The sequence below is a fragment of the Mesorhizobium loti genome, assembly GCF_003148495.1.
GTDB classification, from domain to species: Bacteria; Pseudomonadota; Alphaproteobacteria; order Rhizobiales; family Rhizobiaceae; genus Mesorhizobium; species Mesorhizobium loti.
On record NZ_QGGH01000006.1, the window covers coordinates 271,256 to 291,086 of the forward strand.

Here is a 19,831-nt window from a genome sequence, read left to right on the forward strand (position 1 = left end):
CCGGCCTGTCATGACCCTGCGCTACCCGCTTGCGGCAAAGCAAATGGGGAATCATCTTGCCATGACGGACGTCTCCGCAGATCTGGTTTTTCGCCGCGGCAAGGAAGTTGGAAAGGCCGTCTACCAGAACCGCCCGCTGTCGAAGGCCGGCATTTCCGAGCGGCTGTTCGCCTTCCTGTTTTCCGGCCTCGTCTATCCACAGATCTGGGAAGACCCCGACGTCGACATGGAGGCGATGCAGCTTGGCCAGGGCCACCGCGTCGTCACCATCGCCTCGGGCGGCTGCAACATCCTGGCCTACCTCACCCGTTCGCCGGCACGGGTCGACGCCGTCGACCTCAACGCCGCGCACATCGCGCTGAACCGCATGAAGCTGGAGGCCGTGCGCCACCTGCCTTCGCAGGGCGATCTGTTCCGCTTCTTCGGCGCCGCCGACACCAGCCACAATTCGGCAGCCTACGACCGTTTCATCGCGCCGCATCTCGATCCGGTCAGCCGCCACTATTGGGAGCGGCGCAACTGGCGGGGTCGCCGGCGCATCGCCGTCTTCGACAGCAATTTCTACCAGACCGGCCTGCTTGGCCTGTTCATCGCCATGGGCCATCGCACGGCAAAGTTCTTCGGCGTCGACCCTGCCGGCATCATGCAGGCTCGCAACGTCGGCGAGCAGCGCCGCTTCTTCTATGAGGAGCTGGCGCCGGTCTTCGACAAGAAGCTGCTGAAATGGGCGACATCGCGCAAGGCTTCGCTGTTCGGCCTCGGCATTCCGCCGGCGCAATACGATTCGCTGATCACCTCCGGTGACGGCACCATGGCCAGTGTGCTGAAAGCCCGGCTGGAAAAGCTTGCTTGCGATTTTCCGTTGGAAAACAACTATTTCGCCTGGCAGGCCTTCGCCCGGCGCTATCCGAATCCCGGCGAGGCCGCCCTGCCCGCCTATCTCGAAAAACAGCATTACGAGACCATCCGCGGCAATGTCGACCGCGTCGCCATCCACCACGCCAATCTGATCGAATTCCTCGCCGGCAAGGACGCCGGCGCGGTCGACCGTTTCGTCCTGCTCGATGCGCAGGACTGGATGACCGATGACCAGCTCAACGCATTGTGGGCGGAAATCACCCGTACGGCGCCCGCCGGCGCCCGCGTCATCTTCCGCACCGCCGCCGAGCCCAGCCTGTTGCCGGGCCGCGTCTCCAGCTCGCTGCTCGACCAGTGGGACTATCAGGACGAGGCTTCACGGGAGTTTTCGGCCCGCGACCGCTCGGCCATCTATGGCGGCTTCCACCTCTATGTGAAGCGCGCGGCATGAGCACCACCGAGCTGCCGGCCAGCCCCGAATTCAAGGCCAACCACGCCGAACTGATGGACGGCGTCTACCGCTGGCAGCGCCACATCTACGACCTGACCCGCAAATACTACCTGCTCGGTCGCGACCGGCTGATATCAGGGCTCGACGTGCCTGTCGGTGGTAGCGTGCTTGAACTCGGCTGCGGCACCGGCCGCAACATCATCCTGGCTGCGCGCCGCTATCCAGACGCCCGCTTCTACGGCCTTGATATTTCCACCGAAATGCTGGAGACGGCCAGCACTGCGATTGCCCGCGAAGGCCTAGTCGATCGTGTCACGCTCACCCAGGGCGACGCCACGGCATTCGATGCCAAGGCGCTGTTCGGACGCAACGGCTTCGATCGCGTCTTCGTGTCCTATTCGCTGTCGATGATCCCCGGTTGGGAAAAAACTGTATCGGCAGCGCTTGCCGCGCTGTCGCCGAATGGTTCGCTGCATATTGTCGATTTCGGCCAGCAGGAAGGCTTGCCGCGCTGGTTCCGCGCGCTGCTGCGCGGCTGGCTCAAAAAGTTCCACGTCGCGCCGCGTGAATCGCTGCGCGAGGTCCTGGAATCGGAATCTCGGCGAACCGGCGCAAGCTTCCGTTTCCGCACGCTTTATCGCGGTTATGCCTGGCTGGCAGTGATCGGCAGGCAAAGGTAAACGGTCATCGAACACCGGCTTTGCTGTCCGCCGCGTGCACGACATCCCACGGCGCCAGCCAGTCTCCCGCCACACGTAACGCGACGTTGGCGTCATCCTCAATGACTTTGCAGACGGTCATTTCCCCGGCGCTGAGACCGTAGCGCTCGCCGGCCAGTTTGAACCGGTCATGGGTCGCACGGGTGAGTTCATTGCGCGTGCCGGTCTCGGTCATCAACTCCTCGATCAGGCCAAGGTCTTTGAGGCAGAGCGCGATCGGAAACGATGGATCGTAGTGGCCGGCGAAGATCGACGGCACATCATGCTGGAGCACAAAACTGTCGGCCGCACCGCCTTTCATGACCCGCCACCAGACCTCCGGTTCCAGTCCTGCCAGCTTGGCGGTCACCATTGCCTCCCCGATGGCAGCGGCATGGATTTTCCAAAGCTGGTTGTTGACCAGCTTTGCCACGTAGCCGTTACCATACGGCCCGACACGCCGCAGTTCGCCCATGGCTTCGATAACCGGCCGCACCGCCTCGACATCGGCATCGGTACCGCCGACGAACATCGTCATGTCGCCGCGGATTGCGGCATCCACCGATCCGGTAACCGGTGCGTCGACCGGACCGCCTCCCTTGGCCTGAAATTCGGCGGCCAAGGCACGCATCAGCTTCGGGCTGCTGGTGGTCATGTCCACCCAGTATTTGCCTGCACACGAAATGGTCAGGAACCCATTTTCGCCACGCACCACCTGCTCGATCTCTCGAGGCCCAAACACCATCGTTACCACGACGTCGCTGCGCTCCAGCACGTCGGCGGGGCTAGTGGCGGGTAGTGCGCCAACCGCCGTCAGCGCATCCATCGACTGCGGACGGATATCGTAAACGACCATCTCAAAACCGGCGCGCCTGATATTGAGCGCAGCATTGCGCCCCATTGTCCCAAGCCCGATAAAACCCACGATCATGATGCATTGCCTCCTGTACCGACACCGAGACTGCACCCTTCGAATGGGCGAGAGATAGCCTGTATGCGAATTGAAAGGTTCTATTTCAGCGCCGTCACCAGCGCTCCCACCATCGTCTGCGGCCGGTAGCCGAGCTTGGCCGGCGTTAGCCCCAGCCGCACCACCACCAGTTGCTCCGAGGGAATGATGGCGACCGTCTGCCCGTCATGTCCCTCCATCCAGTAGGTGTCCTTGGGCAGGCCCGCGGCGACGCCGGCGCCGGGGGTTTCCTCATCGCCCGGGGCCTCGATCCACAACTGGCCCTTGCCGTAGACTTTTGAGGCCGGTGCCGGCTCCCGCATCCAGTCGACGAAGCCGGCCGGTAGGATCTGGTTGCCGTTCCACACCCCGCCTTGCAACAGGAACTGACCGAAGCGCGCCCAGTCATGCGCGGTTGCGTAAAGATAGGACGAGCCGACGAAGGTGCCCTGCTCGTCGGTCTCAAGCACCGCGCTGTGCATGCCCAGCGGCTCGAACAGGGCGGCGCGCGGCCACGTCAGTGCCTTGGCCTTGTCGCCGATCGCGTCCTGCCAGAGGCGTGACAGCATCACCGCCGTGCCGCTCGAATAGGAAAACACCTTGCCCACCTCGGCCGCTAGCGGCTTGGATTCGGCAAAGCCCGCCATGTCGGGTTTGAGGTAGAGCATGCGCGTGACGTCGGCGACGTCGCCATAATCCTCGTTGAACTCCAACCCGCTCGACATCGCCATCATGTCGGCAAGGCTGATCGCGGCGCGGCCATCCGCCTTCCACGGCGCGAACAGCCCCTTGTTGGTGATGGCCATCTTGCCGTCCTTGACCAGCGTACCGACGATGGCGGCGTTCACCGTCTTGGTCATCGACCAGCCGAGCAGCGGCGTCTTGGCGGAAAAGCCGTCGCCATAGCGCTCGGCGACGACGCGGCCATTCTTGACCACCACCACCGCGCGCATGCCGGTGCCGTTCAGCGCCGCATCGTCCAGCAACTTGGCAATCACCGGATCCTGTGATGCCTCGACCCGTTCGCCCTCAGGCCACAGCGCATCCGGGCCGACCGCCGATGGCTCGGCATGGATCGCCGTCCGCCGTACCTTGCCGACATCGCCGTCCGGAACCGATGCACAGCCGAGCCCGTCGCGGGCAACGGCGACGCTCTTGCCGAGGAAGCCAAGCAGGCCCGCCGAGACCGTTCCCCTGTTCTTGTCAACCGAGACCCGCATCAACCGCAGTAGCGGGTGCCCGGGCGCCTGCACGTCGACGGCGAGCACCTCATTGGCGTCGCGACCGGCGATGAAGACGTTCGAACAGACGATCTTGGCCGAATAGCCGGAGCCGACCCGGATCAATTCCGGCGGCGCGATGTAAAGCCAGGCAAAAAGCGCGGCGATCGCCAACACGATCAGGCCAAGCAGCCATTTGACGATCTTGACCACAAACCGCATCTGTTTCCTCCCAGGCTCTCGCCTGAGCCTTATGTCATCGATTTGCCGCCATTGCTTCCGCAAATCATGGTGCTTGTCGAGCGCCGTCAACTGATTATCAACCATGATCGGCGATCACAGGATATGCTGAGCGATGCTGTGGGGCGATCGCTTGGAGGGGGCTCGACCAGGCGGCGGCCATCAGTGCACGGACCCATCAGTGACCGGCTGAATCCGGCTCGGGATTTGCGATGCGTCGTTTTGCGGGCCTCATCATGCTGACGCTGCTTGGCGCCTGCTCGACCGTGGACGATCTCTCGCCGCTGTCGCCATCCGCGTCAAGCAGCCCGACGGTTGCCGTGCGCGCGCCGCGCTTCGCTGATTCCAAACCGCATGAGTGGGAAAGCGGAGCGCCCTGGAACTATGCCGTTCACGGCACCGATGTCTCCAAATACCAGACCTCGGTCGATTGGCCGGCGGCCAGGGCCAGCGGCATCTCCTTCGCCTTCATCAAGGCGACCGAGGGCGGCGACCGTTTCGACGAGTATTTCAACGAGCATTGGGCCCGCACGAAGGCGAACGGCATTCCGCGAGCCGCCTACCATTTCTACTATTTCTGCACCCCGGCTGCGGTGCAGGCGCGCTGGTTCATCCGCAACGTCCCGGTCGATCGCTCGGCAATGCCGCCGGTTCTCGACATGGAATGGAACCCGCAATCGCCGACCTGCAGGCTGCGTCCCGACGCCGCCACGGTGCGCGCGGAGATGACAACCTTCCTTGAAATCGTCGAACGGCACTACGGCAAGAAGCCGATCATCTACACCTCGGTCGACTTCTTCGACGACAACGAACTGTCGAGTTTCCGCGGCTACCCCTACTGGCTGCGCTCCGTCGCCGGCCATCCGCGCGAGAAATATGGCAGCCACCCTTTCACCTTCTGGCAGTACACCGGAACCGGCATCGTTCCGGGCATGACCGGCAAGTCCGACATCAACGTCTTCAATGGTAGCGAAGCCGCCTGGAACAAATGGCTGCGGCAGAACACCCGCTGACACCGGGTTCAACGGCACCGAAGTCGGCTGCAACAAGAGGCTAGGACAGAAGAACCGTTGACACCGGGTCAACGGCAGCGAACCGCCTTCAACAAGAGGCTGCGGCAGAACACCCGTTGACACCAGGCTTGCCGCCTGCTTTTCGACACAGCCAGCGGTAAAGTCTGCAACCGCCGGCACTCCAGAGCTCTGCGCCCCGATGGACGCGCAAGGACGCCCTGGAATTCTGAATGTCGAAAGGAAGCTGATGCGACTGCGTTCTCAAGCCCTCGCGGCGCTGTTCCTGTGCGCCACGGCCTTGCCGGCGATGGCGCAGGAATGCGGCGGCGACTTCGAAGCCTGGAAGCAAAGCGTGGCAGTGGAAGCCAAGGCGGCTGGCGTCGGCCCCGTCGGTCTCGACGCGCTGGAGGATGCCACCATAGACGACAAGGTTCTGGCACGTGACCGCGCCCAGGGCGTCTTCACGCAGACCTTCATCGAATTCTCCAACCGCATGATCTCGGCCTACCGGCTGAAGCAAGGTGCGGCAAACCTGAAGAAATACGCCGATGTCTTCGCCCGCGCCGACCAGCAGTTCGGCGTCCAGGCACCGATCATCGCCGCCTTCTGGGCGCTGGAGACCGACTTCGGCGCCGTGCAGGGCGATTTCCACACGCTGAGCGCCCTGGTGACGCTTTCCCATGATTGCCGCCGCCCGCAACTGTTCCGGCCTCAGTTGATACCGCTTCTGCAACTGATCGATCGCGGCGTGGTGCCGGCCGAGGTCAGGGGGGCCTGGGCTGGCGAGATCGGCCAGACGCAGATCCTGCCGTCCGACTACCTGGCGCGCGGCGTCGACGGCGACGGCGACGGCAAGGTCGATCTGCGCGGCAGCGTGCCGGATGTGATCATGACCACTGCCAACAAGGTGCTGTCGCGTGGCTGGAAACGTGACGAACCCTGGATCCAGGAAGTCCGCGTGCCCGAAGACATACCGTGGGACCAGACCGGCCGCACCAACAAGCTGCCGCTGTCGCAATGGGCGCAATGGGGTGTCACCAACCCCGACGGCACGCCGCTGATCGACAACGGTCTCAAGGCCGGCCTTGCGTTGCCGATGGGCCGCAAGGGCCCCGCCTTCCTCGCCTATGACAATTTCGACGTCTATCTCGAGTGGAACCAGTCGTTCACTTATGCGCTGACCGCGGCCAACCTCGCCGCCCGGTTGGCGGGCGCAAAACAGTTCGACCCGCGCACTCCCGAGACCGGTCTCAACAACGAACAGATGAAGGCGCTGCAGACCAAGCTGGAAGCCAGGGGCTACGATGTCGGCACCGTCGATGGCATCCTCGGCACCAACACCCGCGAGGCTATCCGCAAGGAACAGATGCGGTTAGGTTTGGCGGTGGACGGCTGGCCGACACCGGAGCTGTTGGGGAAATTGTAGGGTAGTAGGGCAGTAGGGCAGTAGGGCAGTAGGGCAGTAGGGCAGTAGGAAAAACTAGCCCGAAGCAGTGACTGCCGCCACTCCTATTGCCTTACTGACCTATTCCCCTCAATCCGCCATCGTCTCCAAGCTCGCAAAGCCCTGCGGCGCGTCGCCCTCGTCGAAGGGTGTCGTCACCTCGACGAAGGTGTCGGGGTAGAAGCCGTTGAAGCGGGTCCTCAGCGACAGCGAGTAGGCGCCGATATGGCCGATCTCGATCCAGTCGCCGGTGTCGACGGTTTCCGGCAGCCAGAACGGCCGCGACAGGATGTCGACGGAATCGCAGGTCGCACCGCAGACCTTGAACGGCACGATGTTCTTCTCCTCGCCATTGCGCGAGCGGATCGCCGGATCGGGAATGAAACGCGCCGGCAACGTGATCTTGCCGGTCCATGAATCCGACAGCGACGCCCAGATGCCGTCATTGATGTAGAGCCGCTTGCCCTTGCGCAGCAGCACCCGCACGATCAGCGACAGGCAGCGCGCCACGATCACCCGGCCGGGCTCGGCCACCAGCGGCATCTGGTCGAACTGATATTCTTTCAGATCGCCCGACAGCCGCGACATGATCTGGCCGAGCGACGGCATCTCGATCTGCTTGCGATTGGGGTCGTGGCCGTATTCGGCGGGGAAACCGCCGCCGACATCGAGCCCGGCAATATCGAAGGTCAGCCGGTTGCGCACCCAGTCGGCGGAGGCCAGCGCCCGCTCATAGGTGTCGGGATCCTCGATCTGGCTGCCGACATGGAAACACAGGCCAACCTTGTAGCCGGTGCGGTTCAGCCGCTCGGCCAGTTCGACGGCATAGGCCGGCCCTGCGCCGAACTTCTTCGACAGTTCGTAGGCGGCCGATCCTTTCGTCTGGATGCGCACGAACACGCTGATCGAGCCCGGATCGATGTCGAGAGCCCGCACCACCCGTGTCAGCTTGGTGATCTCGTCCTCATGGTCGAGCGAAATGACGCGGATGGCGTATTTCTCCAGCGCCAGCTTGATGTCCGACTGCGCCTTGACCGGGTGCATGTAGAGCATCTCGGCATCGGTAGAGACCGCGCGTACGGCGGCGAACTCGCCCGGCGAAGCGACGTCGAAAGCGTTGACGCCGGCCTCGACCAGGGTCTTCAGCACGATCTGCTCGCCATTGGTCTTGACCGCATAAGCGGTCTTGCCGGGGAACATGCCCATGAACTGCCTGGCATCCGCCATCAGCACCTGCGGGCGGAAGCAATAGACCGGATCGTCCGGGCGAAGCGCCAGTGCCGCCTCGCGGGCATTCTCGAATCGCTGCATGGACGAATCCTTGACCTGAGCTGCGCACAATTAATCCATGCTAGCGGCTAATGAAAACAATTCTGTGTCTCGTGGCGCTGACGCAGCGGCGCTAGGTCTTTGCCAGCAACGTTTGCCAGCGATCAGGTTTCGGGTGGCCCTTGTCGCCGAACCCGATATGGCTTCTGCCTGACTGACTGGCATTCAGGCCGTCTGGGAGGGCGACTCACATGGCAATAGCCGCGACATCAGCACCACGCGGGCCGATGGTGCTCAAGGACTGGGGACAGCTCCTGCTACTCGGTGCGATCTGGGGCGGCTCGTTCTTCTTTGCCCGCATCGCGGTGGCGGAACTTCACCCGCTGGTGCTGGTGCTGTTTCGCGTCGCCATCGCGGCGATTGCACTGCAGATCTATCTCGGCCTGCGTGGCCCGTCCTTCCGCCTCGCTCTTCCGCATGCCGGCCTTTTCTTCCTGCTGGCGCTCACCAACAACGTCGTGCCCTTCTCGCTGATCTTCGCCGGCCAGACAGAGCTTGGCGCAGGCGTCGCCTCGGTGCTCAACGCAACGACGCCGTTCTGGACGCTGATTCTCGCCAACGCGCTGACATCGGACGAAAAACTCTCCTGGAACAAGCTGGCCGGCATTGCGCTCGGCATCGCCGGCACGGCTGTCATGATCGGCCCCGGCCTGCTCGCCGGGCTCGGCGGCCCGGTCTGGGCCAAATTCGCGCTGATCGGCGCCTCGCTGTCCTACGGCATTGCGCTGATGGTCGCCCGCCGTTTCAAGGGTGTGCCCTCGCCGGTCATCGCCACCGGACAGTTGACGGCGTCGACCATCATCATGATCCCGATCGTGCTCTTCACCTACGGTCCATCGGGCCTGTTCTCGGCCTCGCCGCCGGTCTGGGCGGCGGTGCTGGCGCTGGCGCTTCTGTCCACCGCCTTCGCCTACATCCTCTATTTCAACCTCGTCGCCTCGGCCGGCGCCACCAACGCCTCGCTGGTCACGCTCATCGTGCCGGCCAGCGCCATGCTGCTCGGTTTTCTGTTCCTTGGCGAACGTCTAGAGTTGTTCGAAATCGGCGGCGTGTTGCTGATCGCGCTCGGTCTCATCACGATCGACGGACGGCTGCTTGGTCGACGTTAGAGCGCCGCGCGTCCACTGGACGCGCAAAGGACGCTCTAACCACTTAATTGCCCCCGCATCGCGAAAGTCGAATTCGACTTTCGCAGCGGTAGCGCTGCCATGACATGGTAACGACACACCGCCGCCATAATTTATTCACAGGTCTGAAGCTGGATTTTGCCTAGGAGTTTCAAAGCCTAACGGCAAAAGTGGGGTCGCAAATCTAGCAATTACGTCGCAATGCAGCACATTTTCCGCTTGCCTGTGGCACAAATGAACCTAGACTCTCAGGCATAGCTCTTTAAGAGGAGGCTATGTCATGGGACTTACGAGGCCTATCAACGCATTGATGATCTGTGCTGCGTTCGCCTTCATCGGAGCCCTTATTATGGGCTTTCTTCCCTGACCCGCCAAGACGGGGAAGAACCAGCACCACATAGTCCAAACCATTGAAAAGGCCGGGTTTTTACCCGGCCTTTTTGTATCTTGGGCGCTTCTTCGAGGCTCTCATGGTTCGAGCATGATCTTTTCCGAAAACCGGATTCCACTTTTCGGAATCATGCTCTAAGCCGCGGCCGAACCCGCCGCCTCCGCATCATGCGAGCGAATGCCTATCATGTGGCAAATGGCGAAGACCAGATCGGCCCGGTTCATGGTGTAGAAGTGGAAATCGCCGACACCGCGCTCGACCAGATCCATGACCTGTTCGGCCGCCACCGCCGAGGCCACCAGCGCATGCGTCTGCGGGTCCCGGTCAAGGCCCTCGAACCGCTCCGCCAGCCAGCCAGGCACATGCGCGCCCGCCCTCGCGGAAAAGTTCGCGACCTGCCTGAAACTGTGAACCGGCTGGATACCCGGCACGATGGGGATGTAGATGCCGGCGCGGCGGACGCGCTCGACATAGCGCTCGTAGAGATCATTGTCGAAGAAGAACTGGGTGATGGCGCGCGTCGCACCATTGTCGACCTTGCGTTTCAGCATCTCGATGTCGGTGGCGAAATCGGGGCTTTGCGGATGCTTTTCCGGATAAGCCGCGACGGAGATGTCGAAATCCGCGATTGCCTTAAGCCCGGCGACCAGTTCCGCGCCATTCTCGTAGCCACCGGGATGCGGTCGATAGGGTTCGCCGACGCCGGAAGCCGGGTCGCCGCGCAGCGCCACGAACCGGTTGATGCCGATCGACTTGTAATCCTGGATGACCGCATCGACCTCGTCGCGCGTTGCACCGACACAGGTCAGATGCGCCGCGGCGGGAATAGCGGTTTCCGTCAGGATGCGCTTTACAGTACGGGCGGTGCGCTCGCGCGTCGAGCCGCCGGCGCCGTAGGTCACCGAGACGAATTTCGGCTTCAGCGGCTCCAGCCTTGTGACCGTCTCCCACAGCCTTGCTTCCATCTCGTCCGTCTTCGGTGGGAAGAATTCGAAGGAAACCCGGACCTTGTCGCCAATGTCGGGGCGGCGGGAAAAGCGGAACTGGTTCATGCGATTTCCCCTATCGAGTTCGCTTTGGCCTGCCTTGTGTCGTTGGAAGGATCGGCGATCAGGAGGCGCCGGTCGCGGCCAAGCCAGAGTTTCACGGTGAGCCTCGCCTCGTTGCCGCCGCGCGGCTCGAACTCTTGGGCATCCTCGAGATCGAGTCCGGCTTCCGCAAACCAGTCGGCGATCTGCCGGTCGGAAAAGCCGAGCCGCATATGCGCGTGCTCCTCGCGCAGGAATTCCAGCGCATGCGGCGCGAAATCGACGATGACCAGCCGCCCGGCTGGACGCAAAAGCCGCGCCGCCTCGTGGATGGCGCGGGCGGGATCGTCGAGATAGTGCAGCACCTGATGGATGGTGACGAGATCGAAGGCATCGCGCTCGACCGGCGGCGCGAAGATGTCGCCCTGCCGCACCTGCGCATTCGAAACGCCGGCCTTGTCGAGATTGGCGCGCGCCACGGTCAGCATCTCGCGCGACATGTCGATGCCGACACCGCGCCGATAGAGCGGCGAGAAGATTTCGAGCAACCGCCCGGTGCCGGTGCCGAGATCGAGCATCGACTGGAACGGCCGCTTGCCCACCAGCTTCAACATTGCGGCTTCGACGGCGCGGTCCGGCACATGCAACGAGCGGATATGATCCCAGCTCGCAGCATTCACGGAAAAATACTCGACCGCCCGGTCCTGCCGCTTGCGCTTGACCGAGGCCAGGCGCTCAAGATCGCGCTCGACCTGCGGATCGGCACCGCGAATGCCGGAAACCAGCCCCATGACGAAGTCCCGCGCGGAATCCGCGTCCGACAGGCGGAAGAAGGCCCACGACCCTTCCTGGTAGCGGCCGATCAACCCGGCCTCCAGCAAGAGCTTCAGGTGCCGCGAAACGCGCGGCTGCGACTGGCCGAGAATTTCGGTAAGGTCGGAAACGGTGAGGTCGCCGCGCGACAACAGTGCCAGTATGCGCAGCCGGCTGGATTCGGCCGCCGCCTTCAACGTATCCACCATGGTGTCGAGCGAGACATGCATCAGCGTATTCTCTTTGAAAAGATATAAACATATGTTTATGTCGATTTTCAAAACCTTGCAAGCGCTATGTCGCTTCCGGACAAGAAAATGGCGCATGCGTCGACTCGCGATGCATGTGGCCCAAAAGTGGGTCGCGGTTTTGGGGCAACGACATGCACGAACAAAAAGATGCGAGATGAGAGCAGGATGACCGAAACGCGTGAGATGTTCGAGACGCGCGAAGGCGAGCAGAGGCTGGAGAACGATCCGGCACTGATGCCGCCTGATGGCGGGATCGTCTTCATCGGCCACATCGCCTCGCCATGGACGACGCGCGAAACATGCCCGAAGAACATGCGCACCGCGCGCGAGACCGGGCAGGAGGCGGTGCTGACCATCGACGCGCCCTATCGCGATGGCCTGCAGGGGCTGGAGCGCGCCAGCCACGTCATCATCCTGTCCTGGCTGCATCATGCGCCGCGGACTCTGATTGTGCAGAAACCGCGCCATGCGGCTGAAACGAAAGGCGTATTTTCGCTGCGCTCCCCTGCTCGCCCGAACCCTATCGGGCTGCATATCGCCAGGCTGATTGCCGTCGACATCGGTACCGGCCGCATCGATCTCGACGCCATCGATGTGCTCGACGGCACGCCGGTCATCGACATCAAGCCTTATTTCGCCTCGACCGACGCCATACCGGAGGCGACCATCGAAGGACGCGACGAGCCCAATGGGGGTCGGCGATGACAGCGCCGACCGGCCGCCGCCGCGCCATCGCCAAGGCGCTGACCGCACTTCTGCCGCTGGCGCCCTATGCCGACATGGAGAAGATCCGCACCGACGCCGGCGCGGTTCACATGAAGACCTTGCCGCCGGGCATCGCCGTATGGCTGGCGACGATTGCCCATATCCGCCACATGCACACCGACTACGAAAAGCTTCTGGCCGAAGGTTACGACCGCGACTCGGCGCGTTTCTTCGTCATCGAGCAGATCAACATCGTGCTCACCCGCTGGCGCGCGACACGCCTGCTCGACGCCGACGACGAAGAGGATTGAGGCGGTAGTCCGCCTGGAGACTGTTTCGAATTCGCTCTGGCGAGTCATATGGTGGTGGTTTCGAGAACCGGAGCGCAGCGGACATTTGGGTCCATGAGCACTGGAAGCGCAGAAAACGCCGCTAGATGGCCGCCAGTGTAGAATTTCCAAACAGTCTCTTATTTCCGCTTCAGAACGGCGACTGCGTTGTAGGGCTGGCCGTCAGCCTGGCCGACCCAGGTCCAGGACAGATTCCCCTTGAAGAACCTGACGGTGATATTGCCGCCGTCTATGCATTTGTCCTGACCGTAAGTGATGCTCTCGTGGTATTCCGCCGAAATATCGTCCCTGGACGTCTGCGATAGGGATCCGCCGCAGCCGAGCGACGGATAGTCGATCGACGCGCCGCCATCGTTGATCGTCATGGCGATCGTCCAGTCGGCCCCGGCATCGCCGGCCGGGCTCTGGTGGCCGCTGCCGACCCAGGTGCCGCTCAGCGACGGCACATTCACCGCGCAAGGCAGGTTCTGGAAGATCGGCGTCAATTCGTTGCCGGTTTTCTCGCAGCGATAGGTCTGGCTGCTCTGGCACAATTCCTCGCCTTCGCGCGCGCACTGGGCGCTGGCTTCGCCCGCAGCGCCGAACATCGTCATGGCTGCTACGACGGCCCCAAGCCTGCCCATCTTCCCCTCCGTTCAGAGCGCGCAATGTAAGGCAATTCCGATCCAATGTATCAGCGAGATCGTCATCGAGGCCGAACAGCGCCGGGCGGGTGGCTCTATGCCTTCTGCGCACCGCCGGTAGCCTACTGACCTCGCCTTGCGCGACAGGAGGCCCCGATGAGCCAGATGACACGGGACGAGAAGCAACTGCCCGTGGTTGGCGACCGCCACGTCGACCCGCATTCCTATCCCGAGGGCGTCGCTTTCCTCGACGGCCAGTACCTGCCGATGTCGCAAGCCAAGATCTCGGTGCTGGACTGGGGTTTTCTGCATTCCGACGCCACTTACGACACCGTGCATGTCTGGAATGGCCGTTTCTTCCGCCTCGATTTGCATCTCGACCGCTTCTTCGGCGGGCTGGAAAAGCTGCGCATGACCATTCCCTTCGATCGCGAAGGCGTGACCGAAATCCTGCACAATTGCGTGGCGCTGTCGGGTCATCGCGCCGCCTATGTCGAGATGCTGTGCACGCGCGGCACCTCGCCGACCTTCAGCCGCGACCCGCGCCAGGCAGTCAACCGCTTCATGGCGTTCGCCGTGCCGTTCGGCTCGGTCGCCAATGCCGAGCAGTTGCAGCGCGGCCTGCGTGTCGCCATCAGCGACAAGGTGCGTATTCCGCCGGCCTCGATCGACCCGGCGATCAAGAACTACCACTGGCTCGATCTGGTGCGCGGCCTCTACGATGCCTATGACCGCGGCGCCGAGACCGCAGTGATTCTCGACTTCAATGGCAACGTCGCCGAAGGCCCGGGCTTCAACGTCTTCTGCGTCAGGGATGGAAAACTGTCGACGCCTTCCATTGGCGTGCTGCCCGGCATCACCCGCCGCACGGTCTTCGACCTGTGCGCCGAAGAAGGTCTTGCCGCCACCGCCACCGATGTTAGCGTCGCCGCATTGCGCGAGGCAGACGAGGTTTTCATCACCTCGACCGCGGGCGGCATCATGCCGGTGACGGAGATCGACGGCGTCCGGATTGCGCACGGCAAGGTCGGCGCGATCACTAGCCGGCTGATGGCACTCTACTGGCAAAAGCACGACGACCCGGCATGGTCGTCTCAGGTGAATTACCCCTGATCAAGGGGCCTCTTGTTCAAAAAGAATCCCCCCGCCTCTGGAAAATCACGGGATAGGCCGTATATGCCGAAAGCGGAGAAGCCTCCGCTTTCACCAGAAAATTGCGCCCGCAGGGGCAAGGATTCCACATCATGACAAACCAGGTTTGGTTCATCACCGGATCGTCGAAGGGTTTTGGCCGCGTCTGGGTCGAGGCGGCGCTCGCGCGTGGCGACCGCGTTGCCGCGACCGCCCGCGACGCCGGCACGCTCGCCGATCTCGTCGAGAAATATGGCGACAACGTCGCCGCGATAAAGCTCGACGTCACCGACAAGAAAGCCGTCGATGCCGCTGTCGCCGAGGCGCACAAGCGCTTTGGCCGGCTCGACGTCGTCATCAACAATGCCGGCTACGGCCATTTCGGCGCCATCGAGGAGGTCAGCGAACAGGAAGCCCGCGACCAGATCGAAACCAATGTCTTCGGCGCCCTGTGGGTCACCCAGGCCGCGCTGCCGATCATGCGGGCGCAGCGGTCCGGCCACATCATCCAGATCTCGTCGATCGGCGGCGTCAATGCCTTTGCCTCGCTCGGCCTCTACCACGCCTCGAAATGGGCGCTGGAGGCTTTCAGCCAGTCGCTCAGCATCGAAGTCGCGGAATTCGGCATCCATGTGACGCTGGTCGAGCCGGGTGGCTTCTCCACCGACTGGGCCGGCCCGTCGGCAAAGGTCTCCCAGCCTATCGAGGCCTATGCGCCTGCCCGCGCCAAGATGGCCGAGCGCCGCGCCAATTCGGTCGCCGGCGATCCCGAGGCCACCGGGCCGGCGATGCTGGCCATTGTCGATGCTGCCGAGCCACCGCTCCGGGTGTTCTTCGGCGACGGCGGCCTGCCGATGATACGCCAGGAATACGCCAACCGGCTCGCCACCTGGGACAAATGGGATCACGTTTCCATCATGGCGCAAGGCGCGAAGAAAAACCGCAAGAGCTAACGCTTGGCGGCTTTGCTACGCCGCCTCATAAGGCGGCGTAGCCCCTGCCCTCTGGTTGCCGCACAGCTATGCCTCATAAATCCACTGCTCAGGCACGCGCACGGACATCTCCTCACCGGCCTTGATGGTTCCTGGTTTTTCGACCCAGGCGACGACGCCACGCAGCCGTTTCGCGACCTTCGGGAACAGCAGCGCACCGGCCTCGACGTCGGCCATTCCGGCATTCTCGGCGATCGACCGGCCGGCGATGCGGCATGGTCCGTTCTGTGCGTCGACCTTGATGGTAACGCCGCCCTTGAAGAACAGCAGCGTGCCGGCAGGCAGCATAGAGAGGTTCGGCACCCCTTCGATCAAAAGATTGGCGCCGATCCATTCCGGCTTGATCTCGGCCAGGCCCATGCGTTCGGCTACAACCGCCAGCTCGTCCGCCGCCACAACAGACAATTGCCGCTCGTTGCGCATTTCGGTGCCGCGCGGATACCAGGGCTCGCGCCCGCCGGAGCGCCGTGTCGGTCCGGCATGGAAATCGCCAGATATGCCGTCGAAACCCAGCCGCAATTCGTCCACAGGGCGCGTCTGAAAATGATCCGCTGGCGCCACGTAAAGCGCTGCCGCCTTGGCGGCAAGCTTTCGTGCGGGGATGATTTCAACCGGCTTTTCAGCCTCGGGGAAGAGATCCAGCATGGCTTCATTCCTTGGATGATGCCGCTTGGTTTTGCCCTTCGGCTGGCAAGGCCGCAAGAGCGGTTTGGGCCAAAACGCGCAACTCTTCGACCGAAGCACCGTCTCGCGCCTGGATCGACATGCCGTTCATGACGCCAGCCAGGTATTTGGCGAACCCCTCGACCGAGAGGCCCGCCGGCAGGTCGCCCACCGCCCTGCCCCTGGCCAGCCGGTCTGCGATCGCCGCTTCACTCGCCTTGCGATAGGTTCTGAGTTCATCGGCAATGGCTTGCGCCTGTGGCGAGGCTGCCAGCGCGCCGCTGACGAACAGGCAGCCACCAGGCTTGCCGGGCCTGGAATATGCTTCCGCCGCACCGAGCAGCAACCGCCGGATCGCCTCCCGCGTCGATACCGGCGCGCTCAGCGCTTCCAGCGCAAAGCCGATCTCGGTCTGGTGGTAGCGCGTCAGCGCCTTGCGGAACAAAGTCTCCTTGTCGGTGAAGGCGTTGTAGATCTGCGGCGGCGTCAGTCCCATCGCCTCGCGCAACATGGCCAGCGATGTCGCCTCATAGCCATGCTCCCAGAACAGATGCATCGCCGCATCCAGCGCCCGGTCGGGATCGAAAGCGCGCGGCCGGCCGCCGCGGGGCTTTTCCGAATTATCCATATCGATCGATACGAAACCTGTTGACTCGTCTTCTCCATATAACGTACCAATCGATACGAAACATGGCAAGCCGGAAGACCTGTCAGATGGCAAGCCGGAAGACCTGTCAGTCGGAAAGCCATGAAAACCAGCGAAAAGGAGAGCCAAATGCCGATCACCGTGACCGCGCCGGAAGGAATACTGACCCCAACGGGAGAGCGCGAGATCCTGCCGCGTCTCAGCGCCGCCCTCATCGAGGCCTCCGGCGCCACCGGCAATTCGTTCTTCACCGAAATCGTCGGCGGCACGGTGCACATCTTGCCGCCTCACCACATCTATGCAGGCGGCGCCAATCGGCCTGTCGTCATGGTGGAATTGAAATTGCCCAACATCGGACTTGGCTCGGTCGAAGCCCGCAAGGCCTTCATCACCGCAGCCGCAGGGATTGTCGCCGAACTCTGCGTGCCGGGGCACCGGCCTGAAAACACCTGGATCAACATCGTCAATGCGCCCGACGGCGGCTGGGGCATCGGTGACAGACAATATACGGGCGACGTGCTCATCGCTGCCGCCAGCGCAGCCGCGCACTGACTTGGCCAGCTCAATGACCGGAAGCGAACCGATGCGGCTCTCCCCTTCGCTGTTCTTCACCACCAATTGCGAGCCGGCATTGGCCTTCTACGAGCGGTGTGGCCTCGGCCGAGCAACGGTCCTGCTGCGCTGGGGAGACAACGACATGCCGGTGCGGACCGAAGCCATGCGCGGAAAAGTCCTGCATGCCCGGTTCGAAGGCCCCGGCGTCCTGTTTCATGCCTCCGACAATGACGACGCCGAGCCGATGAAGGGTTCCGCCCTTTGCCTGGAGTTCGACGACCTGGCCGCCATGCAGGAGCTTTTCGGCCGCATGAGCACAGGCGGCCGGATCACCGTGCCTCTGGCGCGGCAAATTTGGGGAACCAGCTTCGGCATGCTGGTCGACGCTTTCGGCGTGCAATGGATGTTCAGTTGTTCCAGGGGATAGACCCGCGGATCACGATCTTCTTACCAGGAATGAAGCCCGTCCGGCGTCGCGCCGCATTGCCGCCGCGCTGTGCCGGTTTCATGGTGATATCAGGACAGTTCGCGGAGGCTGATCATGCGACCCGTGACGGCAATCACATTGCTTTGGTTGATCTGGGCAGGAACCTGGGCCGTCGCCGCTTTGTGGTCCGACCCTGCCCAGAAGCGCGCCGGATTGAGGGCGGAGGCCCGCTATCGGGGTCTCTGGCTGGCCGGCGCGGTGCTGCTGTTCATTCCGGCGCACGGCTATGAAGGCCGGCTCAGGTTATGGATGCCTGATCTCCCCGAAGCCTGGATCTGTGTCGCCCTGATCGCCATCGGCATCGCCTTTGCCTGGTGGGCGCGCCTGCATCTCGGCAGGCTGTGGTCGGGCACGATCACCGCCAAGGCCGGGCACCGGATCGTCAACACCGGCCCGTACGGCCTTGTCCGGCATCCGATCTACACCGGATTGCTGCTGGCGGTCCTCGCCACCATGGCGGCCAAGGGCACCGTTTGGGGCATAGCCGGAACCGCCCTGCTCATCATCGGCATCGTGACCAAGGCAAGACTGGAAGAAAGCTTCCTGCGAGGCGAACTGGGCAGCGCCTATGACGACTATGCCAGGCGCGTGCCGATGCTGGTGCCGTTCGCGCCAGCCTGACACGGCAAGCTCAAAGCATCCGCAGTAGCGCGCCGCCTATCGAATACCCCGCGCCAAAGGCGCAGATCAGGCCGAAATCGCCGGGCTTCATGTCGGCGTGGTTTTCCGACAGCGCGACGATGGCGCCGGCGCCCGCCGTGTTGCCCAGCCGCTCCAGCACCATCGGCGCGCGGTCGTGATCCACCTCGTGGCCGAACGACAGTTTCAGGATCATCGCATTCATGCGCGCATTGGCCTGATGCAGCCAGAAGCGCCTGATCGCCTGCGGCGTCAGCCCGTGCTCGGCGAGGAATTCGACGATGAATTTTTGCCCGGCGACGGTGACTTCCTTGAACACCTTGTTGCCGACCTGCTTGATCAGGTTGCCTTCCAGATTGATCATGTAGGGATCGTCCTGGGCGGTGCGGGTGTGATAGCCCAGATTGGTGCGGATGTTGTTCGACATCTGCGTCCAGACGCGCGTGTCGAGCACCTCGAAACGCCCCGGCCGCTTATCGCCCTTGGCCAGACCTTCGACCACCATCGACACCGAAGCGTCGCCGAAGATGAAATGCGTCTGCCGGTCGCGGAAATTGAGATGACCGGTGATGATCTCGGGCGTCGTCACCAGAATGCGCTTGTGTGCGCCCGACCGCACGAGGTTGACGGCGATGTGCAAGGCGGCAGCCGCCGACGAACAGCCGAGCCCCATGTCGAAGCCGGCGCCCTTTGTCCCCAACGCCTCCTGCATTTCGATGGCGATCGCCGGATAGGGTCGCTGGTGATGCGAGGCCGAGCAGATCACCAGGTCGATATCGGACGGCTTCAGCCCGGCATGGTCGAGAGCCTTTTGGGCCGAGGCGATGCCGAACTCGGCTTCGAGCGACAGCGCATCGTCAGGCCGTGCCGGAATGCGCGGCGCCATGCGGGTCGGATCGAGGATGCCCTCGCGCTCGATGACATGGCGGGTGCGCACGCCCGAGGCGTGGACGATGAAGTCGCTGTCCGATTTCGACAGCGGCGGCTCGTCGGTGCCCAGGCGGCGCGCATTCTCCGTGTCGACCCAGGCATTGAAGCTGGCGACCAGTTCTTCGTTGGTGATCTTGGCTTCAGGGATTTCAACGCCGATGCCGCTGATGATGACGCGATGCATATATCCAGTCCGTCCCATCCGCGGGCGTTGCGGGCTTCATGTGGGCGCCGGAACGCTCCGGCGCAACACTTTTCTCACCGAGGCGGTTTACGCCGACTTAAACCAAGGGTTTAG

General features: G+C 63.1%; 21 protein-coding genes. 12 read left to right on the forward strand and 9 right to left on the reverse strand.

What is annotated here, in order from left to right; all coding sequences use genetic code 11:
* Window positions 1–10 precede the first annotated feature (10 nt).
* Window positions 11–1,309 (forward strand): BtaA family protein, encoded by a 1,299-nt coding sequence (locus C8D77_RS23180; RefSeq protein WP_109668289.1) that lies wholly within the window; start codon window positions 11–13, stop codon window positions 1,307–1,309.
* Window positions 1,306–1,989: a class I SAM-dependent methyltransferase gene (locus C8D77_RS23185; protein WP_109668290.1), complete on the forward strand. Its 684-nt coding sequence runs from the start codon at window positions 1,306–1,308 to the stop codon at window positions 1,987–1,989. Before C8D77_RS23180 ends, C8D77_RS23185 begins: the two co-directional genes overlap by 4 nt.
* A 4-nt stretch (window positions 1,990–1,993) precedes the next feature.
* On the opposite strand, the gene C8D77_RS23190 is transcribed toward C8D77_RS23185, so the two are convergent.
* Window positions 1,994–2,938 carry an NAD(P)-dependent oxidoreductase gene (locus C8D77_RS23190; RefSeq protein WP_109668292.1) on the reverse strand — a complete coding sequence of 315 codons (945 nt, stop codon included), beginning with the start codon at window positions 2,936–2,938 and terminating at the stop codon, window positions 1,994–1,996.
* 80 nt (window positions 2,939–3,018) lie between these two features.
* Window positions 3,019–4,398, reverse strand: coding sequence for a serine hydrolase domain-containing protein (locus C8D77_RS23195; RefSeq protein WP_109668483.1), 1,380 nt, complete (start codon window positions 4,396–4,398; stop codon window positions 3,019–3,021).
* 230 nt (window positions 4,399–4,628) lie between these two features.
* Between C8D77_RS23195 and C8D77_RS23200 the strand changes: the two genes are divergently transcribed.
* Window positions 4,629–5,429: a glycoside hydrolase family 25 protein gene (locus C8D77_RS23200; protein WP_109668294.1), complete on the forward strand. Its 801-nt coding sequence runs from the start codon at window positions 4,629–4,631 to the stop codon at window positions 5,427–5,429.
* Window positions 5,430–5,676: 247 nt separating this feature from the next.
* Complete coding sequence (locus C8D77_RS23205; protein ID WP_109668296.1) at window positions 5,677–6,855, forward strand: lytic murein transglycosylase; 1,179 nt, start codon at window positions 5,677–5,679, stop codon at window positions 6,853–6,855.
* A gap of 108 nt (window positions 6,856–6,963) precedes the next feature.
* Here C8D77_RS23205 and C8D77_RS23210 read toward each other — a convergent pair whose 3' ends face one another.
* The gene (locus C8D77_RS23210) at window positions 6,964–8,184 is read right to left on the reverse strand and encodes an alanine racemase (protein ID WP_109668297.1); all 1,221 of its coding nucleotides are present in this window, start codon (window positions 8,182–8,184) and stop codon (window positions 6,964–6,966) included.
* Window positions 8,185–8,393: 209 nt separating this feature from the next.
* On the opposite strand from C8D77_RS23210, the gene C8D77_RS23215 reads away from it, so the two are divergent.
* On the forward strand, window positions 8,394–9,311 hold the full coding sequence (locus tag C8D77_RS23215) for a DMT family transporter (protein ID WP_109668299.1): 918 nt from the start codon (window positions 8,394–8,396) through the stop codon (window positions 9,309–9,311).
* A gap of 543 nt (window positions 9,312–9,854) precedes the next feature.
* Here C8D77_RS23215 and metF read toward each other — a convergent pair.
* Window positions 9,855–10,772 carry a methylenetetrahydrofolate reductase [NAD(P)H] gene (metF, locus tag C8D77_RS23220; RefSeq protein WP_109668301.1) on the reverse strand — a complete coding sequence of 306 codons (918 nt, stop codon included), beginning with the start codon at window positions 10,770–10,772 and terminating at the stop codon, window positions 9,855–9,857.
* Window positions 10,769–11,791 (reverse strand): ArsR/SmtB family transcription factor, encoded by a 1,023-nt coding sequence (locus C8D77_RS23225; RefSeq protein WP_109668485.1) that lies wholly within the window; start codon window positions 11,789–11,791, stop codon window positions 10,769–10,771. The genes metF and C8D77_RS23225 overlap by 4 nt, the downstream gene beginning before the upstream one ends.
* Window positions 11,792–11,977: 186 nt before the next feature.
* Here C8D77_RS23225 and tsaA point away from each other — a divergent pair, with 186 nt between their 5' ends.
* Window positions 11,978–12,517, forward strand: a complete 540-nt coding sequence (gene tsaA / locus C8D77_RS23230) for a tRNA (N6-threonylcarbamoyladenosine(37)-N6)-methyltransferase TrmO (RefSeq protein WP_109668303.1) — start codon at window positions 11,978–11,980, stop codon at window positions 12,515–12,517.
* Window positions 12,514–12,828 (forward strand): DUF2293 domain-containing protein, encoded by a 315-nt coding sequence (locus C8D77_RS23235; protein ID WP_109668304.1) that lies wholly within the window; start codon window positions 12,514–12,516, stop codon window positions 12,826–12,828. The genes tsaA and C8D77_RS23235 overlap by 4 nt, the downstream gene beginning before the upstream one ends.
* 158 nt (window positions 12,829–12,986) lie before the next feature.
* Here the strand turns inward: C8D77_RS23235 and C8D77_RS23240 are convergent, their stop codons facing one another.
* Window positions 12,987–13,490 carry a hypothetical protein gene (locus C8D77_RS23240; protein WP_109668307.1) on the reverse strand — a complete coding sequence of 168 codons (504 nt, stop codon included), beginning with the start codon at window positions 13,488–13,490 and terminating at the stop codon, window positions 12,987–12,989.
* Between the two features lie 156 nt (window positions 13,491–13,646).
* On the opposite strand from C8D77_RS23240, the gene C8D77_RS23245 reads away from it, so the two are divergent.
* Window positions 13,647–14,603, forward strand: coding sequence for a D-amino acid aminotransferase (locus C8D77_RS23245; RefSeq protein WP_109668309.1), 957 nt, complete (start codon window positions 13,647–13,649; stop codon window positions 14,601–14,603).
* 131 nt (window positions 14,604–14,734) lie between these two features.
* The gene (locus tag C8D77_RS23250) at window positions 14,735–15,574 is read left to right on the forward strand and encodes an SDR family oxidoreductase (protein ID WP_109668310.1); all 840 of its coding nucleotides are present in this window, start codon (window positions 14,735–14,737) and stop codon (window positions 15,572–15,574) included.
* 66 nt (window positions 15,575–15,640) lie between these two features.
* Here the strand turns inward: C8D77_RS23250 and C8D77_RS23255 are convergent, their stop codons facing one another.
* Both C8D77_RS23255 and C8D77_RS23260 read right to left on the reverse strand, forming a co-directional pair.
* A complete protein-coding gene (locus C8D77_RS23255; protein WP_109668312.1) occupies window positions 15,641–16,258 on the reverse strand; it encodes an MOSC domain-containing protein in 618 nt (205 codons plus the stop codon).
* Window positions 16,259–16,262: 4 nt separating this feature from the next.
* Window positions 16,263–17,051, reverse strand: coding sequence for a TetR/AcrR family transcriptional regulator (locus C8D77_RS23260; RefSeq protein WP_245951856.1), 789 nt, complete (start codon window positions 17,049–17,051; stop codon window positions 16,263–16,265).
* On the opposite strand from C8D77_RS23260, the gene C8D77_RS23265 reads away from it, so the two are divergent.
* The 3 genes from C8D77_RS23265 to C8D77_RS23275 all read left to right on the forward strand — a co-directional run bounded on the left by C8D77_RS23265 (window position 17,052) and on the right by C8D77_RS23275 (window position 18,585).
* Window positions 17,052–17,474, forward strand: coding sequence for a tautomerase family protein (locus tag C8D77_RS23265; RefSeq protein WP_109668487.1), 423 nt, complete (start codon window positions 17,052–17,054; stop codon window positions 17,472–17,474).
* A 31-nt stretch (window positions 17,475–17,505) separates the two neighbouring features.
* The gene (locus tag C8D77_RS23270; protein WP_109668489.1) at window positions 17,506–17,904 is read left to right on the forward strand and encodes a VOC family protein; all 399 of its coding nucleotides are present in this window, start codon (window positions 17,506–17,508) and stop codon (window positions 17,902–17,904) included.
* A gap of 114 nt (window positions 17,905–18,018) precedes the next feature.
* Window positions 18,019–18,585 (forward strand): methyltransferase family protein, encoded by a 567-nt coding sequence (locus C8D77_RS23275; protein ID WP_109668317.1) that lies wholly within the window; start codon window positions 18,019–18,021, stop codon window positions 18,583–18,585.
* Window positions 18,586–18,595: 10 nt separating this feature from the next.
* On the opposite strand, the gene C8D77_RS23280 is transcribed toward C8D77_RS23275, so the two are convergent.
* On the reverse strand, window positions 18,596–19,717 hold the full coding sequence (locus C8D77_RS23280; protein WP_109668319.1) for a beta-ketoacyl-ACP synthase III: 1,122 nt from the start codon (window positions 19,715–19,717) through the stop codon (window positions 18,596–18,598).
* Window positions 19,718–19,831: the final 114 nt, after the last annotated feature.

Coding starts and splice junctions, on each gene's coding strand:
- C8D77_RS23180 (WP_109668289.1), top strand. CDS start 11: ATGACCCTGCGCTACCCGCTTGCGGCAAAGCAAATGGGGAATCATCTT.
- C8D77_RS23185 (WP_109668290.1), top strand. CDS start 1,306: ATGAGCACCACCGAGCTGCCGGCCAGCCCCGAATTCAAGGCCAACCAC.
- C8D77_RS23190 (WP_109668292.1), bottom strand. CDS start 2,938: ATGATCGTGGGTTTTATCGGGCTTGGGACAATGGGGCGCAATGCTGCG.
- C8D77_RS23195 (WP_109668483.1), bottom strand. CDS start 4,398: ATGCGGTTTGTGGTCAAGATCGTCAAATGGCTGCTTGGCCTGATCGTG.
- C8D77_RS23200 (WP_109668294.1), top strand. CDS start 4,629: ATGCGTCGTTTTGCGGGCCTCATCATGCTGACGCTGCTTGGCGCCTGC.
- C8D77_RS23205 (WP_109668296.1), top strand. CDS start 5,677: ATGCGACTGCGTTCTCAAGCCCTCGCGGCGCTGTTCCTGTGCGCCACG.
- C8D77_RS23210 (WP_109668297.1), bottom strand. CDS start 8,184: ATGCAGCGATTCGAGAATGCCCGCGAGGCGGCACTGGCGCTTCGCCCG.
- C8D77_RS23215 (WP_109668299.1), top strand. CDS start 8,394: ATGGCAATAGCCGCGACATCAGCACCACGCGGGCCGATGGTGCTCAAG.
- metF (WP_109668301.1), bottom strand. CDS start 10,772: ATGAACCAGTTCCGCTTTTCCCGCCGCCCCGACATTGGCGACAAGGTC.
- C8D77_RS23225 (WP_109668485.1), bottom strand. CDS start 11,791: ATGCATGTCTCGCTCGACACCATGGTGGATACGTTGAAGGCGGCGGCC.
- tsaA (WP_109668303.1), top strand. CDS start 11,978: ATGACCGAAACGCGTGAGATGTTCGAGACGCGCGAAGGCGAGCAGAGG.
- C8D77_RS23235 (WP_109668304.1), top strand. CDS start 12,514: ATGACAGCGCCGACCGGCCGCCGCCGCGCCATCGCCAAGGCGCTGACC.
- C8D77_RS23240 (WP_109668307.1), bottom strand. CDS start 13,490: ATGGGCAGGCTTGGGGCCGTCGTAGCAGCCATGACGATGTTCGGCGCT.
- C8D77_RS23245 (WP_109668309.1), top strand. CDS start 13,647: ATGAGCCAGATGACACGGGACGAGAAGCAACTGCCCGTGGTTGGCGAC.
- C8D77_RS23250 (WP_109668310.1), top strand. CDS start 14,735: ATGACAAACCAGGTTTGGTTCATCACCGGATCGTCGAAGGGTTTTGGC.
- C8D77_RS23255 (WP_109668312.1), bottom strand. CDS start 16,258: ATGCTGGATCTCTTCCCCGAGGCTGAAAAGCCGGTTGAAATCATCCCC.
- C8D77_RS23265 (WP_109668487.1), top strand. CDS start 17,052: ATGCCGATCACCGTGACCGCGCCGGAAGGAATACTGACCCCAACGGGA.
- C8D77_RS23270 (WP_109668489.1), top strand. CDS start 17,506: ATGCGGCTCTCCCCTTCGCTGTTCTTCACCACCAATTGCGAGCCGGCA.
- C8D77_RS23275 (WP_109668317.1), top strand. CDS start 18,019: ATGCGACCCGTGACGGCAATCACATTGCTTTGGTTGATCTGGGCAGGA.
- C8D77_RS23280 (WP_109668319.1), bottom strand. CDS start 19,717: ATGCATCGCGTCATCATCAGCGGCATCGGCGTTGAAATCCCTGAAGCC.